This is a genomic window from Ruegeria profundi (assembly GCF_001507545.1).
Lineage (GTDB): Bacteria > Pseudomonadota > Alphaproteobacteria > Rhodobacterales > Rhodobacteraceae > Ruegeria > Ruegeria profundi.
Map to the genome: position 1 here is coordinate 281,898 of NZ_LQBP01000002.1, position 21,471 is coordinate 303,368.

Annotated in this window: 24 protein-coding genes and 1 riboswitch; of the genes, 12 read left to right on the forward strand and 12 right to left on the reverse strand. The window is 56.5% G+C overall.

Going from position 1 to position 21,471, the window contains the following annotated elements; all coding sequences use genetic code 11:
- Nucleotides 1-177 precede the first annotated feature (177 nt).
- Complete coding sequence (locus AVO44_RS04805; RefSeq protein ID WP_068333359.1) at nucleotides 178-1,437, forward strand: aminotransferase class V-fold PLP-dependent enzyme; 1,260 nt, start codon at nucleotides 178-180, stop codon at nucleotides 1,435-1,437.
- Between the two features lie 127 nt (nucleotides 1,438-1,564).
- On the opposite strand, the gene AVO44_RS04810 is transcribed toward AVO44_RS04805, so the two are convergent.
- Both AVO44_RS04810 and AVO44_RS04815 read right to left on the reverse strand, forming a co-directional pair.
- Nucleotides 1,565-3,973: a YbcC family protein gene (locus AVO44_RS04810; protein WP_068333361.1), complete on the reverse strand. Its 2,409-nt coding sequence runs from the start codon at nucleotides 3,971-3,973 to the stop codon at nucleotides 1,565-1,567.
- 14 nt (nucleotides 3,974-3,987) lie between these two features.
- Nucleotides 3,988-5,538, reverse strand: a complete 1,551-nt coding sequence (locus AVO44_RS04815) for a proton-conducting transporter transmembrane domain-containing protein (protein WP_068333364.1) — start codon at nucleotides 5,536-5,538, stop codon at nucleotides 3,988-3,990.
- Between the two features lie 104 nt (nucleotides 5,539-5,642).
- Here AVO44_RS04815 and AVO44_RS04820 point away from each other — a divergent pair, with 104 nt between their 5' ends.
- The 5 genes from AVO44_RS04820 to AVO44_RS04840 all read left to right on the forward strand — a co-directional run bounded on the left by AVO44_RS04820 (nucleotide 5,643) and on the right by AVO44_RS04840 (nucleotide 9,389).
- A complete protein-coding gene (locus AVO44_RS04820) occupies nucleotides 5,643-6,533 on the forward strand; it encodes a LysR family transcriptional regulator (RefSeq protein WP_068333367.1) in 891 nt (296 codons plus the stop codon).
- A 115-nt stretch (nucleotides 6,534-6,648) separates the two neighbouring features.
- Nucleotides 6,649-6,978 (forward strand): hypothetical protein, encoded by a 330-nt coding sequence (locus tag AVO44_RS04825; protein ID WP_068333369.1) that lies wholly within the window; start codon nucleotides 6,649-6,651, stop codon nucleotides 6,976-6,978.
- Nucleotides 6,971-8,197 carry an HlyD family secretion protein gene (locus tag AVO44_RS04830; RefSeq protein ID WP_068333372.1) on the forward strand — a complete coding sequence of 409 codons (1,227 nt, stop codon included), beginning with the start codon at nucleotides 6,971-6,973 and terminating at the stop codon, nucleotides 8,195-8,197. Before AVO44_RS04825 ends, AVO44_RS04830 begins: the two co-directional genes overlap by 8 nt.
- Before the next feature lie 254 nt (nucleotides 8,198-8,451).
- A complete protein-coding gene (locus tag AVO44_RS04835; protein ID WP_169794829.1) occupies nucleotides 8,452-8,808 on the forward strand; it encodes a hypothetical protein in 357 nt (118 codons plus the stop codon).
- A gap of 110 nt (nucleotides 8,809-8,918) precedes the next feature.
- On the forward strand, nucleotides 8,919-9,389 hold the full coding sequence (locus AVO44_RS04840) for a Dps family protein (protein WP_068334016.1): 471 nt from the start codon (nucleotides 8,919-8,921) through the stop codon (nucleotides 9,387-9,389).
- A gap of 1 nt (nucleotide 9,390) precedes the next feature.
- Here the strand turns inward: AVO44_RS04840 and AVO44_RS04845 are convergent, their stop codons facing one another.
- The 6 genes from AVO44_RS04845 to AVO44_RS04870 form a co-directional block, all read right to left on the reverse strand.
- Nucleotides 9,391-9,645: a DUF1289 domain-containing protein gene (locus AVO44_RS04845; protein WP_068333378.1), complete on the reverse strand. Its 255-nt coding sequence runs from the start codon at nucleotides 9,643-9,645 to the stop codon at nucleotides 9,391-9,393.
- A gap of 312 nt (nucleotides 9,646-9,957) precedes the next feature.
- A complete protein-coding gene (locus AVO44_RS04850; RefSeq protein ID WP_068333381.1) occupies nucleotides 9,958-10,398 on the reverse strand; it encodes a phosphate-starvation-inducible PsiE family protein in 441 nt (146 codons plus the stop codon).
- A gap of 79 nt (nucleotides 10,399-10,477) precedes the next feature.
- Nucleotides 10,478-11,488 (reverse strand): cytochrome d ubiquinol oxidase subunit II, encoded by a 1,011-nt coding sequence (locus tag AVO44_RS04855; protein ID WP_068333385.1) that lies wholly within the window; start codon nucleotides 11,486-11,488, stop codon nucleotides 10,478-10,480.
- A 6-nt stretch (nucleotides 11,489-11,494) separates the two neighbouring features.
- Nucleotides 11,495-12,880, reverse strand: coding sequence for a cytochrome ubiquinol oxidase subunit I (locus tag AVO44_RS04860; RefSeq protein ID WP_068333388.1), 1,386 nt, complete (start codon nucleotides 12,878-12,880; stop codon nucleotides 11,495-11,497).
- 180 nt (nucleotides 12,881-13,060) lie between these two features.
- A complete protein-coding gene (locus AVO44_RS04865; protein ID WP_267885748.1) occupies nucleotides 13,061-13,297 on the reverse strand; it encodes a metal ABC transporter solute-binding protein, Zn/Mn family in 237 nt (78 codons plus the stop codon).
- 53 nt (nucleotides 13,298-13,350) lie between these two features.
- Nucleotides 13,351-13,479: riboswitch (cobalamin riboswitch) on the reverse strand.
- Between the two features lie 231 nt (nucleotides 13,480-13,710).
- Nucleotides 13,711-14,439, reverse strand: coding sequence for a helix-turn-helix transcriptional regulator (locus AVO44_RS04870; protein WP_338057289.1), 729 nt, complete (start codon nucleotides 14,437-14,439; stop codon nucleotides 13,711-13,713).
- Between AVO44_RS04870 and AVO44_RS04875 the strand changes: the two genes are divergently transcribed.
- From AVO44_RS04875 to AVO44_RS04895, 5 genes are all read left to right on the forward strand, one after another.
- Entirely contained in the window at nucleotides 14,324-14,671 is a 348-nt protein-coding gene (locus AVO44_RS04875) for a VOC family protein (protein WP_205626529.1), read from the forward strand. The genes AVO44_RS04870 and AVO44_RS04875 overlap by 116 nt on opposite strands.
- A 47-nt stretch (nucleotides 14,672-14,718) precedes the next feature.
- Nucleotides 14,719-15,075 (forward strand): VOC family protein, encoded by a 357-nt coding sequence (locus AVO44_RS04880; protein ID WP_068333397.1) that lies wholly within the window; start codon nucleotides 14,719-14,721, stop codon nucleotides 15,073-15,075.
- Nucleotides 15,076-15,296: 221 nt separating this feature from the next.
- Nucleotides 15,297-15,755, forward strand: coding sequence for a thiol-disulfide oxidoreductase DCC family protein (locus AVO44_RS04885; protein WP_082677390.1), 459 nt, complete (start codon nucleotides 15,297-15,299; stop codon nucleotides 15,753-15,755).
- A complete protein-coding gene (locus AVO44_RS04890) occupies nucleotides 15,752-16,603 on the forward strand; it encodes a methyltransferase family protein (RefSeq protein WP_068333399.1) in 852 nt (283 codons plus the stop codon). Before AVO44_RS04885 ends, AVO44_RS04890 begins: the two co-directional genes overlap by 4 nt.
- Nucleotides 16,604-16,621: 18 nt before the next feature.
- Complete coding sequence (locus AVO44_RS04895) at nucleotides 16,622-17,020, forward strand: DUF4149 domain-containing protein (RefSeq protein ID WP_068333401.1); 399 nt, start codon at nucleotides 16,622-16,624, stop codon at nucleotides 17,018-17,020.
- 9 nt (nucleotides 17,021-17,029) lie between these two features.
- Here the strand turns inward: AVO44_RS04895 and AVO44_RS04900 are convergent, their stop codons facing one another.
- Both AVO44_RS04900 and AVO44_RS04905 read right to left on the reverse strand, forming a co-directional pair.
- Nucleotides 17,030-17,407, reverse strand: coding sequence for a PAS domain-containing protein (locus AVO44_RS04900; protein WP_068334023.1), 378 nt, complete (start codon nucleotides 17,405-17,407; stop codon nucleotides 17,030-17,032).
- A 153-nt stretch (nucleotides 17,408-17,560) separates the two neighbouring features.
- Nucleotides 17,561-18,478 carry a LysR family transcriptional regulator gene (locus AVO44_RS04905; protein ID WP_068333405.1) on the reverse strand — a complete coding sequence of 306 codons (918 nt, stop codon included), beginning with the start codon at nucleotides 18,476-18,478 and terminating at the stop codon, nucleotides 17,561-17,563.
- A gap of 201 nt (nucleotides 18,479-18,679) precedes the next feature.
- Between AVO44_RS04905 and AVO44_RS04910 the strand changes: the two genes are divergently transcribed.
- Nucleotides 18,680-19,492, forward strand: coding sequence for a hypothetical protein (locus AVO44_RS04910; protein ID WP_068333408.1), 813 nt, complete (start codon nucleotides 18,680-18,682; stop codon nucleotides 19,490-19,492).
- 112 nt (nucleotides 19,493-19,604) lie between these two features.
- Here the strand turns inward: AVO44_RS04910 and AVO44_RS04915 are convergent, their stop codons facing one another.
- Together AVO44_RS04915 and AVO44_RS04920 are read right to left on the reverse strand one after the other, a co-directional pair.
- Nucleotides 19,605-20,273, reverse strand: a complete 669-nt coding sequence (locus AVO44_RS04915; protein ID WP_068333411.1) for an NnrU family protein — start codon at nucleotides 20,271-20,273, stop codon at nucleotides 19,605-19,607.
- On the reverse strand, nucleotides 20,270-21,463 hold the full coding sequence (locus tag AVO44_RS04920; RefSeq protein WP_068334026.1) for an NnrS family protein: 1,194 nt from the start codon (nucleotides 21,461-21,463) through the stop codon (nucleotides 20,270-20,272). The genes AVO44_RS04915 and AVO44_RS04920 overlap by 4 nt, the downstream gene beginning before the upstream one ends.
- Nucleotides 21,464-21,471 lie beyond the last annotated feature (8 nt).

Here is a 21,471-nt window from a genome sequence, read left to right on the forward strand (position 1 = left end):
CACATCCGATTTCTTTCGCTCTGACGTAAGGCGATTTTCGTTTGTCTCAATTCTGAATGTTGGCCCGTGATCCGGAACCAGCATTCCCGCCGGCTGTACGGCGTGTAAACATCTGTTCAAGATCGACGGTGCCGGGTAAGGCGATAGTGGCGCTGCGACTTCCTAAAGGACTCACACATGATTCACGGCAACCCCGCTCTGATAGACGCAATCCGAAACCGGTTTGCACATGTCGAAAACTGCCCGTTTCAAGGTAAGCGGATCTTTTTCGAGAACGCAGGCGGTGCGTTGACGCTGAAGACAGTGGTCGAGACTTCGGCCTTCTATGCCGCTATTCCAGACAATCCGGGGCGCATAAACCCAGCAGGCCAAGGCACGCAGAATGTAATCGATAAGGCCAAAGCGGATTTGGCAGTGTTCATGAACACCTCGACTGGGCAGTTCTTCGCCGGGGAAAGCGGTACTGAGCTTCTGTTCCGCTTGATCCGTACCGCTTGCCTCGCCGCGCCCAAGGGGGCCAAGGTCATCGGCTCATCGATCGAACACCCCGCCACCCGCAGCGCCGCACGCCGCTGGGCCGAGATTGCCGGTTTGGACTATGTGAACGTTCTGCATGACAACGCAACCGGGTTGGTCACGGCCGAGGACTACACTGCGCAAATGACCCCGGACGTGGCGGTGGCAACGATCCTTCACGCTTCGCCCGTGACGGGTATGGGCATGGATGTAGCTGCGATTTCCAAAGCGATAAGGGCTGTGGCGCCGGATTGTATGATCATTGTCGATGGCATCCAGCACGCAGCCCACGGACAGTTGGATTTGGATAGCTACAAGGTCGATGGCTACGTGATTTCACCGTACAAAGTGTTTTCACGCCACGGATATGGCATCGCCTGGATTTCAGACCGAATGGGCAGCATCCCGCATGATATGCTGATTGACGCGCCAGCAACGGCCTGGGAATTTGGAACGCGTGACGCTGGTTCATACGCCACGGTGTCAGATGTCGTGTCGTATTTCGACTGGCTGGGCGGAGAAGTCTCAGGCGAAACCGACCGGCGCAAACGAATCGAAGCCGCAGGGCATGCCATCCGTGACTATGAAACCCATCTGACCAACACTGCAATCAACGGCACCGGTAACCTGCCGGGACTGAGAGAGATGAAACACGTCACAATTCTGGCTGGGCCCGATAATCCCGCGCGAGAAGGGCTTGTTTCCATCGTGGTCGAGGGAAAAGCTTCGGAAGATGTGGTGGAAATTTTGAACCAACAAGGTATCCGAACCCATACGCGCAAAGCCGACCACTACTCCGGAAACGTCCTCACACCGCTGGGCTTGTCGGATTGTATCCGCATCTCCTTTTGTCATTACAACACTGAACAGGAAATCGCGCGCCTTCTGGGCGCGATCAAAGTGCTGGGCCCCGACGATTGACTGCGGTCGCGAAGCTTTGGACGCGTTGTGATCCAGCCCGTGTTCAAAGAGTCTCGTGATTTAAACATGCGACGCGCGTTCAGAAAAAAGGCGCCCGGAATTGGGCGCCTTTCGTTTGCCTTTTGGCTTACTCCGCCGCGATGGCTCGGTCGGCATCCAAACCGGTCTGGATCGGAGACCATTTCAAGTCGCCATCGTAACGCCAGGACAGCTTGCCCTGATCGTCCATTGCGATCAGGTGCAACCATCCATTGTCGAACAAAGCGCGCACCTCGGCGTGGCGCGACAGGATGTCGGACATCGCCTCGCGTGGGGCTTCGATGATAACCGACAGGCGCAGTGGATCGTGCTGCAAACGCTCGCCATCATGCACCGACTGCCATGGAAGGCCCGGACGCGGGGCACCACCATTGCCTTCAAGCACTCCAATGCCGCCAACCACGTTGTGCAACAGCTTGTTGCCCCCGCCGAACAGCTGCGGTGCAACGGTAGACCCGTAATATTGCAGGCTGATCCAGCTTACGACGACGACAGGTGCGGTCATGATCAACTCCAGCACACCGAACCCGTCATCTTTGCGCCAATTGTAATTATGCAAAAAAGCCTGCCCCTCCAGATCCGCCCCATCGGTGCGGTTGCGGGGTGCGGCAATGAAGGCGCGACACCCTGCCAGACCCCATTCGGGGCGGGTTTCGGCCCAGTCCTGCGCGCGCCGCTGAATATCGGTGGACTTGTTCGCGCGCGGCAGACGGGCCGCACGTTCGGCGCGGGTGAGCTGCCCGGCGGCGGCAAGCCAGTTTTTCAACTGCTCCAGATCGCTGGACCAGTCACCCTCGGGCAGGTCCTGGTCGAACAAACTGACCCTGTCAGTCGTGGTGTAATGCATCGCCGGCAGGAAAACCGTGTCGGCAGGGATTTCTATCCCCTGCCCACGCAATCCGGTCCTTACATCAGCATCGTTCAGTAGACCTGCCAAAAGCCGCGCGTTGACGTCGCCTGCATGTCCACCGCAAGCCCCGCAGTGCAACGCGCTTTCGTGCGGGTTGTTGGTCACGTCCGCGCCATGCCCCGCCAGCATCACGATCCGTGCGAAATTTTCCGTCAGTGACATGGCGTTCAGGACCGTCTTGGCCATACCAATACGGGTTTCAATATCCAGGCTCGGGTCCAGTTGCGGGGCCGGGTCTGTCTTTGTTTTGCCAACCAAACCCAGCGCGTCACGCATCAGCTTGCCTGCGTATAAAGGCCCGGTTGCTTCGACAAACGCAAACGAGGACACAGCCGCCAATTTGAACCGCCCCCAGGCCCGTTTGGCCCGCGCAGTATAGCGTCTTGTCAGATCAGCCTTTTCAGGCTCAGCGGCGTGCGAGCAAACGCCGGGCCGCAACAGAACCGGCCCGTGCTGTTCAACAACGTCCGACCCAGCAGCCCTATGAGCGCTGGCAAGGCCGAAGAACCCCGCAAAACCTAGGGTTTCAATGCCGCTGTCCTGCGCTTCAAACGCGCGGCGGAACACCTCGGACCGGACGTCGATGCAAAACGCAGCCTGCACCTGCGGGCGATCTGGGCCCTTGCGAACGGAACCCGGCAGCAGCCGCGCGGCCAGCTTGCGCTGCTGCGCACGCTCGGCGGCCTCTTGCAGCACTGCGTCGATGACAAAATCGGTGGTAGGCGTAACCGGCGCTTCATGCGCGGCGACAACATCGGCCCATTTGTCAGCAATCTGGTCTTCATAAAGCTCGTACAGCGCCTCATCGAATACCATTCGCAGGGCCAAAAGCTCGGTTACAGTATTGTCTTGCTCTCCCTTCAGTTCGGCGTCCCATAGGAGGTAGCGCGCGTATTGCGCCCACCCGCCCATTGAGCTGAGCCAACGATGATACGCCGTAGCTGAGGCTTCGGTGCTCAGGCCCAGCCGTTCGGAGGCCCGGCCAATCGCGCGCCAATGCGAGCGGTTCGTATCGGCCACAAAGGCACCAAACCCTTTCAGACCATGAATTTCCGGCGTCAGGTCGCGCGTTGCAAACTCGCGCCACGCGCTGAACGTCCCCCCGGCCCGCGCTTGCTGCCACAGCGCCTGCCCTTGATCGAAATGGCTGGCCGCCCAAACACCGATCCGGTCTTCGATCAGACCGGGCCAGTCTGTACCCGACACGTCTGCCGCCAGCTCGGCCACGGTGGGCAGCGGTTTGGGTTGCTCTGCCTGCTGACGCAAAGCGGCAATGACATCGTCAAGACTGGGGGCGTTGAACTTGCCTTCCAGTCCGGACAATGCATCCAGGATGTCGACCTCGGTGATGTCACCAGCGTCCAGCTTCTCTGCCCAATATGACCGATCTGGCGTGATCCGCGCGCCCGCAACCCGTGCCAAACGCGCCGAAGTTACAGCCAATGGCTCATTGGCCTGTCCAAGGAACGGGTTCACTGCAACATTCGCAGAAAGTGGAAAAAGCGGCGGGATTGCCTTGGCGGCTGATTTTGCTTCGGCCACCAGTTCCAGCAGCGGCGCCGGGTAAGATTCGAGTTTGGCAAACATGATTTTGTCCCTTCTCAGGCTGCGGACCGCTTGGACCAACCGTCCAGCAGCTTGTCGAAAATCGCGTTGGCATATAGGCCATTGGACAGGTGTACCCGCAGGCCCGCAGCCGCAGGGTGCGGTGCCCAGAGCGGGAAGGTCGCTTGCGCCACTGCGACAAGGCCAAAGCTGATCAAGGCAAGTACGATCAATGCCCATTCCAACGGTCCCGGTGCGGGCGTTGCAGGCAGCGCACCGGCAGTCAGGTGAAGGGCGATAACCTGCAACGCGAAGTAGCTGACCGACGTCACCAAAGCATAGACCACCGTGCGCTGCGTCAGCTGGCGCGGGGCCGCGTCTGCAAAACCCTGGGCCAGCAGGTAGGCAACACCAAAGATCAGGATAACGCCCAACGCGATGGCTTGAACGGATTTGCCGTCAAAGCCCAGAACCGCGCCAACCAAGGCATAGATGATGATCGCAGTGGCAAAGGCACGCAGAACGTTGCTTGCACTGGGCACCGCGATCGGGCCGGGCCGGTGAATGGCCGCGACATTGCGCACGGCTTCACCAGAGCTCAGGAAGGCATGGGCCTTGTACAGGGAATGCGCCACGATATGCAGCAGCGCCAAAGGAAACAGCGCAAGGCCACATTGCATCACCATGAAGGCCATCTGGGCAATCGTTGACCAAGCCAGCGATGTTTTCACCGCAGGCTGGGTCAACATCACAAGGCCGCCAAACAACGCAGTGAACCCGCCCAGCATTACCAAAAGGGCCATAACTCCGGGCGCGACCAGCATCACATCGGCAAAGCGGATCAACAGGAAGCCTCCAGCATTGATCACGCCCGCATGCAGCAGGGCCGAGACAGGCGTGGGTGCTTCCATGACCTCAGTGAGCCAGCCATGCACGGGGAATTGAGCCGAGGCCAACACCGCGGCAACAGCAACAAACAAGGCCGCTGTCAGCACCATCCAATTGGCCTGAACCGTGGTCAGGATCGTGTGGATATCGGTTGTGCCTGTGGCAGCGATCAGCAGGATAACGGCAGCCGCCAATGCCCCCTCGCTCAGCCGCGCCACAAGCGCTTTCTTGCGGGCAGCGCGTTGCGCAGTTGCGCGCTCGGGGTAAAACAACAGCAGCTTGTTCAGGGCAAGACTGGTTGTCGTCCAGGCGACCAGCAACTGAACCAGATTGCCCGACATGACCAGGAACAGAACCGAGGCAAGCGTCAGCACCATCCACTGGGTGAACATGCCCTGCCGTGCTTCGCCATCCATATAAGTTGCTGAATAGCGCAGGACGATCCAACCGATAAAGCTGACCAGTACCAGCATCACTGCGCTGACCGCGTCCAACCTTACGGAAACCCCGACACCGAACGCGCCGATCAGGGCCGAGGTGCCGGGCCCCAGGATCACAAGACAGACGGCCGAGATCGCGGCCGCTATAAATGCCGCAAATGCAGCCGCTTCGGCCCATTGCGGCACGCGACCCGGACGAAGACCCGGATTGCGCCCTGCATAGATCGCAGCGGCGAACAGGATCAGCGGGCTCAGCAGCGGAAGAAAAAGGTATAACATGGTGGCGTTCCCAGCGTGGTAGGTTTGAGCCAACCAGTTAAGACAGATTATTTGACATTAAAAATTCATTGTTCTTTGGAAATCGTTCACTTAAATAGAACAATATGCCTTTGAACTATCATCACCTGCGGTATTTCTGGGCCGTCGCCCACGACGGTAACCTGACCCGTACAGCGCAGCGGCTGAACCTGTCGCAATCGGCCTTGTCTGTGCAGATCAAACAGTTGGAAGAACGGCTGGGGCACGACTTGTTTGAACGCCGGGGACGACAGCTTTACCTGTCCGAGGCCGGGCGCATCGCACTGGATCATGCGGATGCGATTTTCTCGACCGGGCAGCAACTGGTTGCGACCCTCACCGAAACCGTTCAGATCCGAAAAGCGCTGCGCGTTGGGGCGCTGGCGACCCTTTCGCGCAACTTTCAGATCGGATTTCTCAGACCAATTCTATCGCGTATGGACGTCGAAGTTGTCTTGCGCTCGGGCAGCCCGACCGAATTGATGGAGGGTTTAGAGACGTTGAACCTGGATCTGGTGCTAATGAACCGGCCGCCCCCGGATGACAGCCTGACCCCTTTTGAAACCCACCAGATCGCTGAACAGTCTGTCAGCATTGTTGGCACGCCCGACCGGTTGGACCCTCAGAGCCCGATTAAAGAGTTGCTGCGTACCCAACCCTTCATCCTGCCCACCACTGACAACAGCGTGCGGTCGGCCTTCGATGCTCTGGCCAGCCGGTTGTCAGAGCGACCACAGATCGCAGCCGAGGTGGATGACATGGCGATGCTGCGTCTCATGGCGCGCGAGGATATCGGTTTGGCCCTTGTGGCCCCGATCGTCGTCAAGGACGAGTTGACCTCAGGCCGATTGGTTGAGGCGCAAGAACACCCACGCATCAAGGAAACCTTCTACGCTGTGACCTTGCGGCGCCGCTTTCCCAATCCGCTGGTGCATGATCTGCTATCCTACGATCCTGATCCCATGCTTCTGCCCTGACCTTGTGGATTGGTCGCAAAGTTGCTCATACCATCGCAGTCCATGGGTAAATATATTGATTTTCTTGAATGTTTTTGCCTATCCTGCCGGTGGAGCAAAAAACTGAGGGGTGCATATGGACGCTTCTATTCCCGACGAAGCCCTGGCCCGACTGCCCTTTTGGGTCACACCACCGGGAGAGACCGATGGCTTTTTGATCACGGTCGGCATCCTGCTCGTCCTTATCCTGCTGGGGTTCGGGGCGCTTTACTTCACGATCCAAGCCATACCTGACCGAATGGCAGCAGGCGCCCATAAAGTTCAAATGCAATTGGTGGGAGTGTTGGGGCTGATTTCCCTGTTCACCCTAAACAACGCCTTCTGGATTGCTGCCATACTCATAGCTGCGGTGCCCTTGCACGAGATATTCCCGTTGCAGCGCGAGTCTGAGACACCCGATGCTTGAGCTTATCTTCTCAGCCTTAATCACGATCATCCCGGATTACCTCTATCGCCGGTACAAGCAAGGCAAGCGTTGGGGCAAGGAAATAACTCTGTTCAATGTCTGGTACGAGCTGCGCTGGGGTCTTACCGCTTGTGCAATCCTTGCGGTGTCCCTGATCACAGTCATCTTTTACTTCCACCCCTCTACACAAAATGTATCCGCAGCTTTTCGCACCGTCACCATATTGTCGGATCGGCCTGGCCGTGTGGCCGAAGTTTATGTGGCCAACAATGAAAACGTTACTGCCGGGCAAGCAATCTTTCGGCTGGACACATCAAGGCAAGAAGCCGCCGCCGAGACCGCCCGCCGCCGGATAGAAGAAATCGACGCAGCTCTTGGCGTGATTGAAACGGATGCTGCGGCCGCTCAGGCGCAGCTGAACGCGGCCGAGGCTGATTTTCGTCAGGCCGTGGACGACCTCGACCGCCGCCAATCCTTGGCCGAGCGCAATAATGCCACCGTCAGCGAACAGGAGTTGGAGCGCTTGCAAACCGCGGTCTCTCGCACCGACAGTCAACGCGCCGCCGCTGCTGCGGCGTTGGACGGGATTAAACTGCGCCAAACCACTCTGCTGCCGGCACAACGGGCCAGTGCCCGTGCGGTTTTGGCGGAAGCCGAGACCGAAATCCAAAAATCCACCGTGTTTGCCGAAGTCGATGGCACCGTCACACAGTTTCTGCTCAAGCCGGGCGACATTGTGAACCCGATCCTGCGGCCCGCTGGCATCCTTGTGCCCGAGGTTTCGGGTCAGGGGCGTTTCGTGGCGGCGTTTCGCCAAATCTCGGTCAGTGTGATCAAGCCGGGTATGCTGGTCGAGATCACCTGCCCGGCCAAACCGCTGGTCGTCATTCCGATGGTGGTGGATGAGGTGCAAGACGCCATTGCAGCCGGGCAGTTCCGCCCCGGGGATACGCTCATCGATCAACAGGATCGAGCGCGTCCCGGTACAGTAACGGCTTTCCTTGCCCCGGTTTTCCCTGCGCATCTTGACCAGATTCCGCCGGGCAGCGCCTGCGTTGGGGTCGCCTATTCCAATCGCTCCCAACAACTTGAGAGCGGAGAGATCACCGGCTTTTCAGCGTTCCTCACCCGCATCGTTGATGGAATGGGCATTGCAAACGCCATTGTCCTTCGGGCGCAAGCCATACTGCTTCCGGTAAAATCTCTCGTGTTCAACTGACGCCATCTCTTGACCAATCACCCTTTTGGCCCGTTGAAACAGATTTCAACCGCACCGAGCACGCTATCCTACGTGCCCCGTTTTTCACGGAGCCATTGTTTTCCCAACATCTGAACGACTTGAATACTGCTATCCCTAGTACTATTGTCGGGAATTGTACAAGCAAGCAGTCCCACATCATGATGCAGGCAATCGGTTTCTCAAACACGGACGACTTTCGCGCCCCACCTTCTCCGCAATTGGAGGCGCGGACGATGCAGATCATAAACCATCTGCGGATGGTTGCACTGCGATGCCGGTCTGCCGCACGGGTAGATTTGGATCAGGCTTGTGCTTTGCTATTGGCTGATCCGTCAGATGAATGGATGCGCCACGCCGAAACACTGATGCGGGGATTTCGTCAGGCTGTAGAAAAGCGGCCTGTGTTCTATCGTCCCGGAGTTACAGAACTGTCTTTTGACGAGGCATGGCTAGGTCGGCTGTTCGAAGCGGTTGAGCAAAAAGATCAGGACAGTTTCCGCTTTCTCATCCGGTCGCGCGTGCCACGTTGGACACAGCGGAATTTTGCCTTTCTGGTTGGGTCGATTTCCAAGAATTTTAGCCTTTTTTAGAATTATTCTAAAAACCTCTTGGAATTTGGCTGCGATCCCCTAATTTAGGGATCAGAATATTGATGTTGCGGCATTCCGGCGCGACGAAAATTAAGAACCAGGGAAATATTATGACGCAAACAGCCATCGACCTGACACCCGATTCCCGCGCTGCGATTGCCGAGGCGCTGAACCAATCCGTGGCCGAAACTGCCGTCACCACGATGCTGGCGCAGAATTTCCATTGGAACGTGACCGGCATGGCCTTTGGCCCATTGCACGATTTGTTCCAGAAAATCTACGAGGATCACTTCCAGGCGCAGGATGATCTGGCCGAGCGTATCAAAGCTCTGGACGCCCATGCCGAAGGCACGCTGGCTGGTATGCTAAAGCGGTCGAAAGTGGCTGAACATGACGGATCCGCCACTGACAAGGACATGGTCAAAATGATGCTCGACGCTCAGGAAACCCTGGCCGCGACCCTGGCCGGAGCGGGCGAACTTGCCGCCAGCCACGGCGACGCATTGACCGAGGATCTGTGCATCAGCCGCGGCCAAACCCACGAAAAATTCGCGTGGTTCCTGCGTTCACATCTGCGCTGAGCTAACCTTCCAAGGTGATTTTCATCTTGGCTTTTTTCTTCCTCAGCTTCTTCAGATAGGCCGGTCCCCAATGGGTGTACCGGCCCATTTGTTTCTGCTGACAAACCAGCATCTCAACAAATGCCTCTTGCTGATCGGGGCGTTTGATCGCCTTGAACAGCTTTTTCTGGCTCTTTGTCATGGAACACCCAATGCAATGTCCCGCGCGGCGGAACTTGCACACGTCAATGCAGGGGCTAGGAATTTTTTTGCTCATCAATGACTCTGGTTGATGCAGATTTCTGGCCTTACAAATTGGACCTGCCACAAACCCGGAAAAGAGGCCAAAGCGTCGCGGCCAGGTATTTTCAGGTGGATAAACACCTCTAAACCCGTCAGCCGAGCCTCGGTGGGTTCAGAAAAACATCACCGAGACGTCGTGGCAGAAAGGCGGCGACACAGAAAACAAGGCCGCAACGCGTGTCCAACGGGTCGGTGAACCCGAACATATTGGATGGGCCCGCGTGCAGGTAAGAGTTTTGTTTGGCAGAGCTAAGCTGCTTCCGGCTCATCTGATTCAGCAGCCCGTTTAACCCTTTTCGGATGAGGTCCTCGTCCAATCCACCCACAGAAGCATCGCAAAAGCACAGCCCAAGGCAAGGACCGCGGCCGACAGACCGAAAATCAACAAACCCGAAACCTGGTCAATCTCCATGACGATCAGTTTTCTGACCACGGCGAGGATACCGATCATCAAGACAACCCGGACCTGTTCGTAACCCTTGCTGCCCTTAACCATCAAATGCACGGAGTGGGCCAGTTCCAAGGCTATAATCGCCCCCAGGAGCAGGGCAAAAAGCTGTTGCAGGTCCTCGTATGTCACCCCGGTGCCAGAGGCCATCACAACGGCTGCGGTTTCCCGAAGGAAACTGGCTGTCGCAAGCAGAATGACAATCAATGTTCCTGCCAACAGCAAGACGGCCATAGCCGCAGAAAACCAAGCATAAGCCTTGTCAATCGTTTCGCGCATCTCGAAGAAGTAAATCGAAATACGCAGAAGTCATCTTGAAACTGCCGAGATTCAAGCGCCGATAGTGTACCGCAAAGGTTCAGTCGTAGCGCAGCTCCGTCGCCTTGCCGCGAAAGATCGTATATGACAAGACAGTGTACCCGGCGATGACGGGCAACACAAAAATCGCGCCGATAAGGATGATGAACAGGCTTTCTGGAGCACTGGCCGCCTCGTAAATCGTCAACTGCTCGGGGACGACGTATGGGTAGAAACTATAGGCCATCCCAAAGAACGCCAGCGTGAACAAAACAATCGACGCCGCAAACGGAAACCAGGCCCAACTGTCGTTCCTAGTCGGAAGGTGGCGTAAGGCGTACCACAGCAACGTGATCAAGATCCCGGACATCAGAGGCAGCGGCAACAGCAGGAAAAACTCGGGGAAGGTGAACCATTTCTCGAAGATACGAGGGCTGACTAACGGTGTCACCAATGAGACGGCACCGAGCCCGATAATAAGCCCCCAGATGCCCCCTTTGGCCCATCGAACGGCTTTTTCCTGTAGTTCTCCGTCGGTTTTGAGGATTATCCAGCAGGCACCGATGAACGAATACCCAACAGCCAGAAAAACAGCCGTAATCATCGCAAAGGCCCATGTGGCCCAACTGCTTTCCAATCCCATGATGTACTTACCCAGCATGAAGCCCTGCGCCAGGGCGGTCATCGAAGAACCCGCAAAAAAGGCCAGATTCCAGTAGTATTTGTGATGCGAGGGCGCTTTAACCCGAAACTCGAACGCAACGCCCCTTAGGATCAGACCGATCAGCATGATGGCAACTGGCAGGTAAAGCGACGTCAAGATCACCCCATGGGCGGTTGGAAAGGCCACCAGCAAAATACCGATGGCCAAAACCAACCATGTCTCGTTGGCGTCCCAGAACGGCCCGATCGAGGCGACCATCCGGTCTTTCTCCGCGTCATCGGCGAAGGGGAACAGGACCCCTACGCCAAGATCGAAGCCGTCCAATATCACATAGACCAGGATCGACACCCCCATGAGTGCCGCAAAGGCAAGCGGCAGCCAGTGGGTTGGATCACCAAAAAGTTCCATCGCGTTTTACTCCGCCGGTACCGCTTTGACGCCCTGGGGCGCCGAAACGGGATCATTTTGCTGCGACAGGTTGGTTTTGGCCGCTTTACGGGCGAGGTAAAACAACACTCCGACATAAGCAGCCAGCAGCAGCGCATAGATCATTAGATAAGCCGCCAAAGTGGTTCCAACCATCGGGGCGGGAACGTCCGCCACCGCCTGTTCCGTCGTCAACACGCCATGCACAAGCCACGGCTGGCGACCAATTTCGGTCGTGTACCAACCCGCCAGAGTGGCAACCCACCCTGAAAAGGCCATCGGCACCAGCACCACCTGCATCAGCTTTGGCACCCCACCCGGCCCGCGGCCCCGCCGCATGAACCAGAGCGCGGACCAACTGAGCAAAAGCATGGTAATGCCTGTGCCCACCATAACGCGGAATGACCAGAAAACGGGCGCAACCGGCGGATGAAGAACGGTGCCATCCTCGGACACGAAATCGTTCAGGCCCGGCACAACACCATCGGCCTTGTGCGTCAGGATGATCGAGGCAAGGTTCGGGATGCTGACCTCATGGTGGTTTTCCCGCGACTCCTCGTCCGGTAAAGCAAACAACACCAACGGGACGTTGGATTTGGTCTCCCAGTTGCCTTCCATGGCTGCCACTTTCTGGGGCTGATACTCCAGTGTGTTCAGGCCGTGCAGGTCGCCCATGTAGATTTGCACCGGGATCAGCAGCGCGCCGAGCCACGCCCCGGTTTTGAACGTGGCTCGCACGTCCGAACCACGGTCTCCGACCAGCCAGCGAAAAGCTGACAGGCCAAGGATCAAAAACGCCACTGTCAGGCCACTTGCCAACAGCATATGGGTCAAACGGTATGGCATCGAGGGGTTGAAAATGATCGCCCACCAATCTGTCGCGAAGGCCACGCCGTCGCGCATCTCAAACCCTGCGGGCGTGTGCATCCAGCTGTTCAGAACCAGAATCCAGAACGCGGACATGGTCGTACCAAACGCCACAAGAAAAGTTGCGGTCGTGTGCAGCCAGTTCGGCACCTTTGAAAAGCCAAACAGCATGATGCCAAGGAACACGGCCTCAAGGAAAAACGCGGTTAGAATTTCGTAGGCCAGCAACGGCCCTGCGATGTTTCCGACAGCCTCCATAAAGCCCGGCCAATTGGTTCCGAATTGGAAAGACATCGTAATTCCGGAAACGACACCCATCGCGAAGGACAAGGCAAAGACCTTGACCCAGAAACGATAGGCTTGCATCCACTTCTCATCCCCGGTTGCGTTGAAGCGCAGCTTGAAAAACAGCAGCACCCAACCCAATGCGATCGTGATCGTCGGGAATAGAATATGAAACGATATATTCGCCCCAAATTGAATTCGGGACAGCAGTAATGTGTCCATCTCACACCTGTATGTGGTTCGTTTGATAGACAGTTAGCGTTGGTTATTGAGGGTAAAAGACACCCTGCGACAGCCCGTCATGCGGCACAGTATCCCATGCGAACTACGGCCCATTCATACCACTGCTATGAATGCGATTTTTCGAATTGATGGTGAAAAATCCACCTCGTGTTGGGTTGCTCAGCTGACTGACCCGATCAACAGTGCGTCCGAGAACAGGCGACCACCGATCTTGAGCGCCGTTTCCTCCGAGATTTGCTGAACCAGGGCCGGGTTTATGATACTTTCTGCGAACAGTGCTGCCGAACCTTCAGCCGTCAGTTGAGTAATCAGGACTGCAACGTCTTGTGCCGAAGGTTCAGCCTCGGTATCAATGGCGACGGGTGCGAGGAAGTTCATGTCGTAAGCATCCGACAAGCCCCCAACGTGTCATGCGCGGTCACACCACGCGCTGTCCGCAGGGTCGGGGATCAATGACTTGCAAGTCAACGCTTTCCAAATCTTTCCGAGGTCTGTGCCCAGTGGACGATCTTGGGACGGCTTTCTGCCTACGGTTGCGGGGACAGCTTTGGATTTGGCCAGATCGCTGTACCAAATTCCATTCTTCTTAGCACGTCTCGCGCATGGAACCACCGCGCCTTATGCGCTTCAAATCATGCGGTCGGTCAGGGTTTTTCAACATGAGAAGCAGATTATACCGCTGGGACAGGGCAGTTGGCTTCTTTTTTACGCGGCGTGAGGCTGAGTAGAGTGATTTTGGCCAGAACCACTTGCGTTAGACAGCCAGGCACGGGCTGGGCGTATTGGCACGGATTGCCGCAGTGGGCACCTTAGCCCCTTATCCCGTCCTCATAGCGTTTGCGTTCAGCGTCCGCGGCCCTGCGCCATTCGGTCCGCAACAGATCCATGCGACGTGGGATTGGCGTATCAAGAACTTCCGCTTCGACGATCCGCTCGGTCCGGAAGTAGCGAAAGCCTTGGCGCAACTCGCACCACGCGGCAATGATCCGGCTGGTGTCTCGATAACCCAGAAGAACTGGCCAGATCACCCGGCGCGAATGTCGACCTGTGAAATCTGTATAAACAAGAGAAATCTTCTTGCGGTGCCGAATGGCCCGGCGGATGGATGCAGCCCCAAGCGTCTCCTCCGGCTGGCCTACCGGAGCAACGCTGACCACTGGCTCTAGAAACGAGGTTCGGTATTTTGCAGGCGCAACGGTTTCCAACTTTGTGATCAGCTTTTCAGCGGCCACCGCGAGTTCGGGTTCACCCCGTGTTTGGACCCACATGACCCCGAGCATGACCGCCTCGATCTCATCCGGTGTCAGCATCAGCGGCGGCATGTGGAAACCCGGCTCAAGGATATAGCCGACACCGGCTTCACCGGTGATTGGCACACCCTGCGCGATCAGAGCGGCCATATCCCGGTAGACCGTACGCTTTGTGACACCCAATTCGGCCCCAATAGACTGGGCCGAGATTGGCGCCTTCGCGCGTCTCAGAATTTCGATGATTTCGAACAGCCTGTCACCGCGTCGCATATGGGGTCCTTTCGACATCGAAGGCGGTTGGTTCGCCATCGTGTCTCGGGACCGGTACGCACCCGGGGCTGAGCCTGGGTCAGGCGCGGTTCCCTATCTGCAAGCTGCCGATCTTGAAGTGCTTCAATCCCGCGTCGTGGCAACCGGTGCCGCAGCACCCGAAATAATCAAAGAGCCCGGTATCCACCTTCTCAAGATCACTGATCCCAACGGCCAATTGATCGAATTCTTCAAGCTGACCGGCAAGTGACGACAGCGAAAAACACAATCGGACACGCTTAAAAAAGGAAATTTACAATGCAAATGAACTACTGCGTTATCGGGACGAATGACATGGACGCTGCGACACGGTTCTACGACCGACTTTTCGATCGTTCCGGAATGAATCGCGTCTCGCCCAGTGAGAGGATGACGTATTGGTTGGGCGAAGGTTCTGCCTTTGCGGCCGCCATCCCTTTTGACAAGCAGCCCGCCACCAATGGCAACGGCACCATGGTCGGCTTTAGCGTGGGATCACCCGAGGAGGTCGAGAGGCTCTACACTCTTGCAATCGCGTTAGGCGGGACATGCGCGGGCGAGCCGAAACTGCGTGGCCCACGATTTTCAGCATATGTACGGGATCTCGACAGGAATAAGCTGTGCCTTTCGGATTAGCGTATTGAAACTCCGCTGGTCGACTAGCAATCAGGTAAAACGCGACCGGACGTCCGATTGCCGTCGTCTCCTTTGTATCATCACGTTGGCCACAGAGTGCACGGCGCGCCCGCGAAACGAAACAATGCGGCGTCATATCGCATCGTTTCACAGTGGTTTTTTGGTCCCTCGGACTACGTTCTTCCCGGACTGAACTGATAACTTTCAGGAAGAAAAACCACATGCCCAAGGATGACGATCAGGCGGTTCGAAAGCAAAACACTTGCGGAGCAAATGACACGGCCCCGCAACGTGCCACTGTGTATTTTGATGGCTCCTGCCCGCTCTGTTCCCTTGAAATAGGGTATTATGCCTCTTGCGAAGGCGCAGATGGCTTACGGTTTGTGGATGTTTCAGACCCTGACGCACAGCTTGCAGAGGGGCTCTCGCAGGACAAAGCAATGGCAAGGTTTCACGTGCAATTGCCTGATGGAACGCTTGTGTCCGGAGCAAATGGGTTTGTCGCCGTTTGGCAGGCGTTGCCCAAGTGGCGGTGGCTTGCGCGTGTAGCTCAACTTCCCGGCGCGGTGCAGGTGATGGAGGTTGCCTATCGCATGTTCCTTCCCCTGCGACCGATACTGTCACGGATCGCCTCGCGATTGGGGGCTAAGCCGAAGAAACACTCGGATACCACCGTATGACCAGTCCAGGCGATGGTCATTTAAAGCGATTGGTCAGGCTTGCAAGCGGTGCATTGAACCCCGAACCGGGCGCTGGCCGGATCATGTTGGCACTTTGTTTTGGCGTTGTTACCCATATCGTTTTTGCACTGGCGGTTGTCGCTATGGTCGTCGCGATGTTCTTCGGCATGAGCGAAAGCCTTGGCACGGTGCCGTGGCCAGCCGCCGCACTTACCAACGCGCTGCTGATTTTGCAGTTTCCTTTAGCCCACTCTCTTTTGCTGACCGGCCGTGGTATGAAATGGCTGGCCCGTTTTGTCCCCGGCCCACACGGTGCAACTCTGGGCACGACAACTTACGCCATGATCGCTTCACTACAACTTCTGGCTCTTTTTGTTCTATGGACCCCAAGCGGTATTGTTTGGTGGCAGGCGGAGGGGTGGGCATTTTATCTTGTCACAGCATTGTACGTGGCGTCCTGGGCATTGCTGATCAAAGCCAGTTGGGACGCGGGTGCCGAAGTTCAGTCGGGTGCTCTGGGCTGGATGTCCCTGATGCAAAATAAAAAGCCCGTGTTCCCTGACATGCCGACAACAGGCTTGTTCCGCGTGATACGGCAGCCGATATACGTTGCCTTCGCATTGACGTTGTGGACGGTCCCAACGTGGACCCCTGACCAGCTTGCCCTTGCAATCGCGCTTACGACCTATTGTCTTGCGGCGCCGATGTTGAAAGAGCGTCGGTTTGAAAAACGTTTTGGTCGCCGCTTTGAAGACTACAAAAAAGACGTCCCCTACGCCGTTCCAAAGCTGAGATTCACGGGCCGTTCTTCGGCGCTGGGTCTTCGGCGTCCCGCTTCCAAGAATTAGAACAGGGAAAGTCTGCACATGCTTGAATTTGCACTTCTTGTCACCGCTCTGATGTTTGGTGGGACGACGCTCTATTCCTTCGGGTTTGCCGCGTTCGTTTTCACGGCTCTCCCGGCGGAAACGGCGGGGCCGCTTATTCGACGTGCATTCCCGTATTTCTACTTGTTCGTGCTGGCAACCTCGGCGGTGGCTGCCATCCTTCTGATCGCCAGAGACCCGATTTCCAGCGCATCCATGGGTGTAATTGCGGTGACGACGGTTTTCGCACGGCAGGTTCTGATGCCCGCGATCAATGCTGCAACGGATTCAGGAGATAAAAGCCGATTTAAACGGCTTCATACTTTGTCCGTAGTGATAACATTGGCGCATATCGGCTGCGCAGCCTTCGTCATAATACGTCTTGCCGGTCAATCCTGATTGTTTTCATCACACAGGGTTCTGGGCTCCGGCAAAAAACATCAACTGCCCCTGTCCATCGTAAATTGGGCGGATGCGCAGACGGTTTACGAATGGCGTTCCGTCTTTGCGATAGTTCAGAATGTCGATTGTAAATCGTGTTTGCGCCTTAAGCCCCATACGGATGGCTTCGATTGTCCAAGGACTGGTGTCAGGTCCTTGCAGAAAACGGCAATTTCGCCCCAAGGCCTCTTCAACGCTATAACCCGTCTGCTTTTCGAATTCGTCGCTGACAAAAATCATGGGATTGTCGGGTTGCGATGGATCGGAAAACACTACGCTCATTTCGACTTCATCCGTTTCCAAAAGGGATCGCATGTAATCCGTATCTATGTCGCGATGGGTCATACTGTCATCCTTCATTCAAACATCTGTATTTTATAGACTTCCCGATACAACTGATCAACGGCGTCGGTTAAGCGTCGCATAGAGGTCGTCGCAAACGAGTTGTGCGCCGCTTCGTCTCGGTCACTCGGCAAACCCACCACACTGTTGCAAGTCTTATTCGCCGAAATCCCTGTCCCAAGGCGGCAAATCCCCCCCGAGATGTTCCAGTATGAAGTCGATGAAAACACGCACCTTCGCAGGCAAATGACGACGCTCTGGATAGATGGCATAAAGCGTCTGTGACGGTAGTGGACATTCTGGCAGCACTCTTTCCAGCCGTCCCGCCACAAGATCTGGCCCTGCCGTGAAGGTCGGCAATCGTCCGATACCCGTTCCGCCAAGGATCGCCTCACGCAGGGCATCCCCGTTATTCACTCTGTAGCTGCCGGTGGGGCGAAAGGTTTTGGTCTTGCCTCCGAACTGAAAAACCCATTCCTGGAAGTCCCGGCTGTAGGAATACTGCAAGCAGTTGTGGCCGTTCAGATCACTAATCGTTTCCGGCCTTCCATGCCGCTCCAGGTATTCTGGTGAGGCCGCCAGAACATTGCGTAAAGGTGCGATTTTACGCGCAACAAGCATCGAATCTGCCAACGTGCCGCCGCGCAAAGCCAGATCAAAGCCGTCAGCAAACAAATCGATCACCCGGTCATCCATCACCATATCGACGGTCACGCCCGGATACCGCCGCAAAAACGCGGACATGAGCGGCGCGATGTGCAAGCGCCCGAAAACCATTGGTACGTTCACCTTCAGGCGTCCTTTGGGCGAATCCTGAAGGGCCAGAACGCTGTCTTCAGCCTCACGCGCCGCATCAAGCGACCTGACTGCATGCGAATAGAAATGCTCGCCCGCCTCGGTCAGGCTGACGTTGCGTGTAGATCGGTGAAACAGCTGCGCGCCCAGTCGTTTTTCAATCTGCGTAACCCTTTTGCTGACTGCGGATTTCGACACCCCCAGCCGACGCGCCGCAGCAGCAAATCCTTGCGTTTCGGCAACCGCCACAACAACCGGGATATCGCCCATTCCTTCCATCGTCCCTCTCCAGCTTTGGGTGATTTTTTCTCAACATTCGGTTTCATAATAGCCGGATTATCTGCGTCATGGAAACCGATTAGATTTACAGAGCCATCCAGAAGAAACCATGCGGCAGTGCAAAACCGTGCCGCAGATTGTCCCTGTTTTTTGGCACCCACCCAGGGACGCCCTGTGAAACCTGAACTGGAGAAATCCACCATGAAACTGTTCTCAAAACTTGTTATGGCAGCGGCTGTTCTGTGCTTGCCCGCGCAGGCCTTTGCCAACCCAGAAGACACCGCTGGCGTGTTGAAACTTGAATACACCGATGGGCGGGCCGCAACATTTGGCGTGGAAGACGTGAACGCAGTGCTGCAAAGCGTCGGCGTCCGCGTCAGCACTGTCGCGATCCCGGAACAGGCCTTGCCTATACTTGAAGCGTCACACAGCCGTGCAATCACAGCCGAAGAAGAAGAGCAGCTGATTTCTGATTTCGAGCTGACTCGTGCGGACCTTCTGGCCGAGATCAAGGCGGCTGGTCGCATGCCGACGGTCGAAAACGGTGGCTCACTTACCACGTTCGAAGAGGGGATGGCACCGTACCCCAAAATTTACGACATGAACAAGATGGACGCCGAAACCCGTGCATGGGTTCACAACAAGTTCGGCCCATTGCACGTCAATCACACGGATGAAGGTGTGGGCATTGACGAGGTTATGACGATTGTCTCTGGCGGACCCTGGGTTTGGTTTTTCGAGCTGCCCGGCGATGTGATCGGCAAGCTGACACTCGGCTATGTCGGCCTGGACGGAGAGGCATGGCGCATCAGCTATCCGGGTATCAAGCCCCATGGCGGGTTTCTTGACCCCGAATTCGGCCTCGTTGTTGCGTATGCCCATGGTCCCGAACAATTCGAGATGCGGTTCGACGCGGACAATATTGCCGGGTCACGCCTGAATGGGACAAATGCGTGGATAGATACATCCGGCAGTAAACCCTTGCTTCTGAACACTCCGCTGAAGACCAACTAAACACCCAAGCGGCTGCGGACGACGGACCTCTCGGCAGCCGCTTTTTCAATACCTCTGTACATCGTGGAATACGGTTGTGAACTCTCCTGATTGACCAAGCGTCAGTTCAGGATCAACCAGCTGAAACTCCGATGACAATTGGGTGCAATGTGAAAAGGATTGCAAAAAGAACAACGCCCGCGATCAGGCGCAACAATACCTGCCGCCATGATACTGGCTTGTGAAACAGCGGTGCACGATTGATCTGGGCTACAACAGCCCCCCAATTTTCCTCACCCAAGTCACGACGTTTGCGCAGGTCAATTATTTTGCGTCCAGCGACGGCAAAGCAGCCCAATACGCCAAACAAAAGAACATGCGCAAGATCGCCATTCGGCAGCAGGTGCAACCCGGCCCACAATGCCAAAGCCAAAAGGATCGGATGTCTTGTAAAGCGCACGATCCCAGGGTGTTGCGGGTCAAACCGTTCGTTTCGGCGACCGCCAAAAGACAAGGGATTGGGTCGACCGATACTCAAGGCCAGGATCAGGCACACCCCAAGCATACCGATCTGCACCATGTGGCGGTGCCACGGATGCTGGGGCCAAAGCTGCACATATGGGGCCTGACCTGCGGACCAGATCAGCAAGGACAGCATCGCAAGCGACAGGATCGAGTATCCGATACCGAAACCCGCCGAGCCCGTCTGCGCGACGATGCGGGCTTTGACGGCCGGGCGCACCGGGATCGAATGAGTAACGAAAAACGCGGCAAATATCGCCGCAAAGCCGGTCCAACTCATGCCCCATCTACCGTTTTGGGTCGCATCAGGGCGGGGCCGTAAGCCCAGACAAACCCGGCGAATGCGACCAACCACAAGCATCCTGAGATATGGATCATCTCTGGCCAGACAGACGTCAACAGTCGAGTGAACACGGATCCGAAAATGCACAAATACACCAGAACGGTCATTCGATTGGCCCTTAGTTCTTGCCCCGTGTGACCCAAAGTGGCCCGGGTCATAACAGACAGTGTCATGGTACCGATCGCACCAGCCATCCACAAATGCTGTGCTCCTGCAGTGTTGGGGCTACCTAAAATCCGATCAACCCCGATCGCCAGCGCACCCAGCGGGATCAATAGGTACGACGCGTGTAAAACCCAAACCAACGGTTCGCCAAATGTCTGATGTCCCTGCCATCGAATAAGCCGAACGAAATGCAACACACCGAGTGCGACCAAAGCTATTGCTGTGAGCAGATCAAAGGGCCTCAGCGTCCAAAGGCCCAAGCCAATAAGGCTCAGCAGAAGGACAGCTTTGTCAAATCTCTGCATCGGCGGAGCGGGGCGGGCCGGGTTGTGCTGGCGAACAAGCCAGTTGCGCGTGAATGAGGGCACGATGCGGCCACCTATGACTGCGATCATTATGATGGCGGTGGCAACGCCAAGTCTTAAGCCAACCCCTTGCGCCGCATAGCCACCGGAAAGGGCTTCGTAGTGGAAAATGGCATTGGCGAGGGTAAAGACCGCCAGCAGAGCCAACACGATCAGGTTGCGCCAGTTTTTGCCTGCAACGATCTCACGAAGGATGACCACGCCAAGAACAACCGAAAGGGACAGGTCGACAATCGGGGCCAACCAGATTGGCAGGGTCGCTGAGAACAGGATTGCAAACCGCCCGATGACCCAAAGCGCAAACAGCCCTGCTAACCGCAACCCCACAATCGGCAATCGCCCGGTCCAGTTCGGCACTGCAGTCAGCAGAAAACCGGCTAGCACAGCACCCAGGTAGCCGAAAAGAAATTCATGCGCGTGCCATGAGATGCTATCAAATCTTGTTGGTAAGTCCACTGCGCCCCCCAGCGCCGCGAGCCAAAGCAGCATTGAAACAACCGCCCATACAGCCGCAAACAGAAAGAAGGGCCGAAATCCAAAGCTAAAGGGTGCCGGGCCTTTCCAGGCGCGCATCTGTTCAGCAGAAGTTTGTGACATCATCGTCC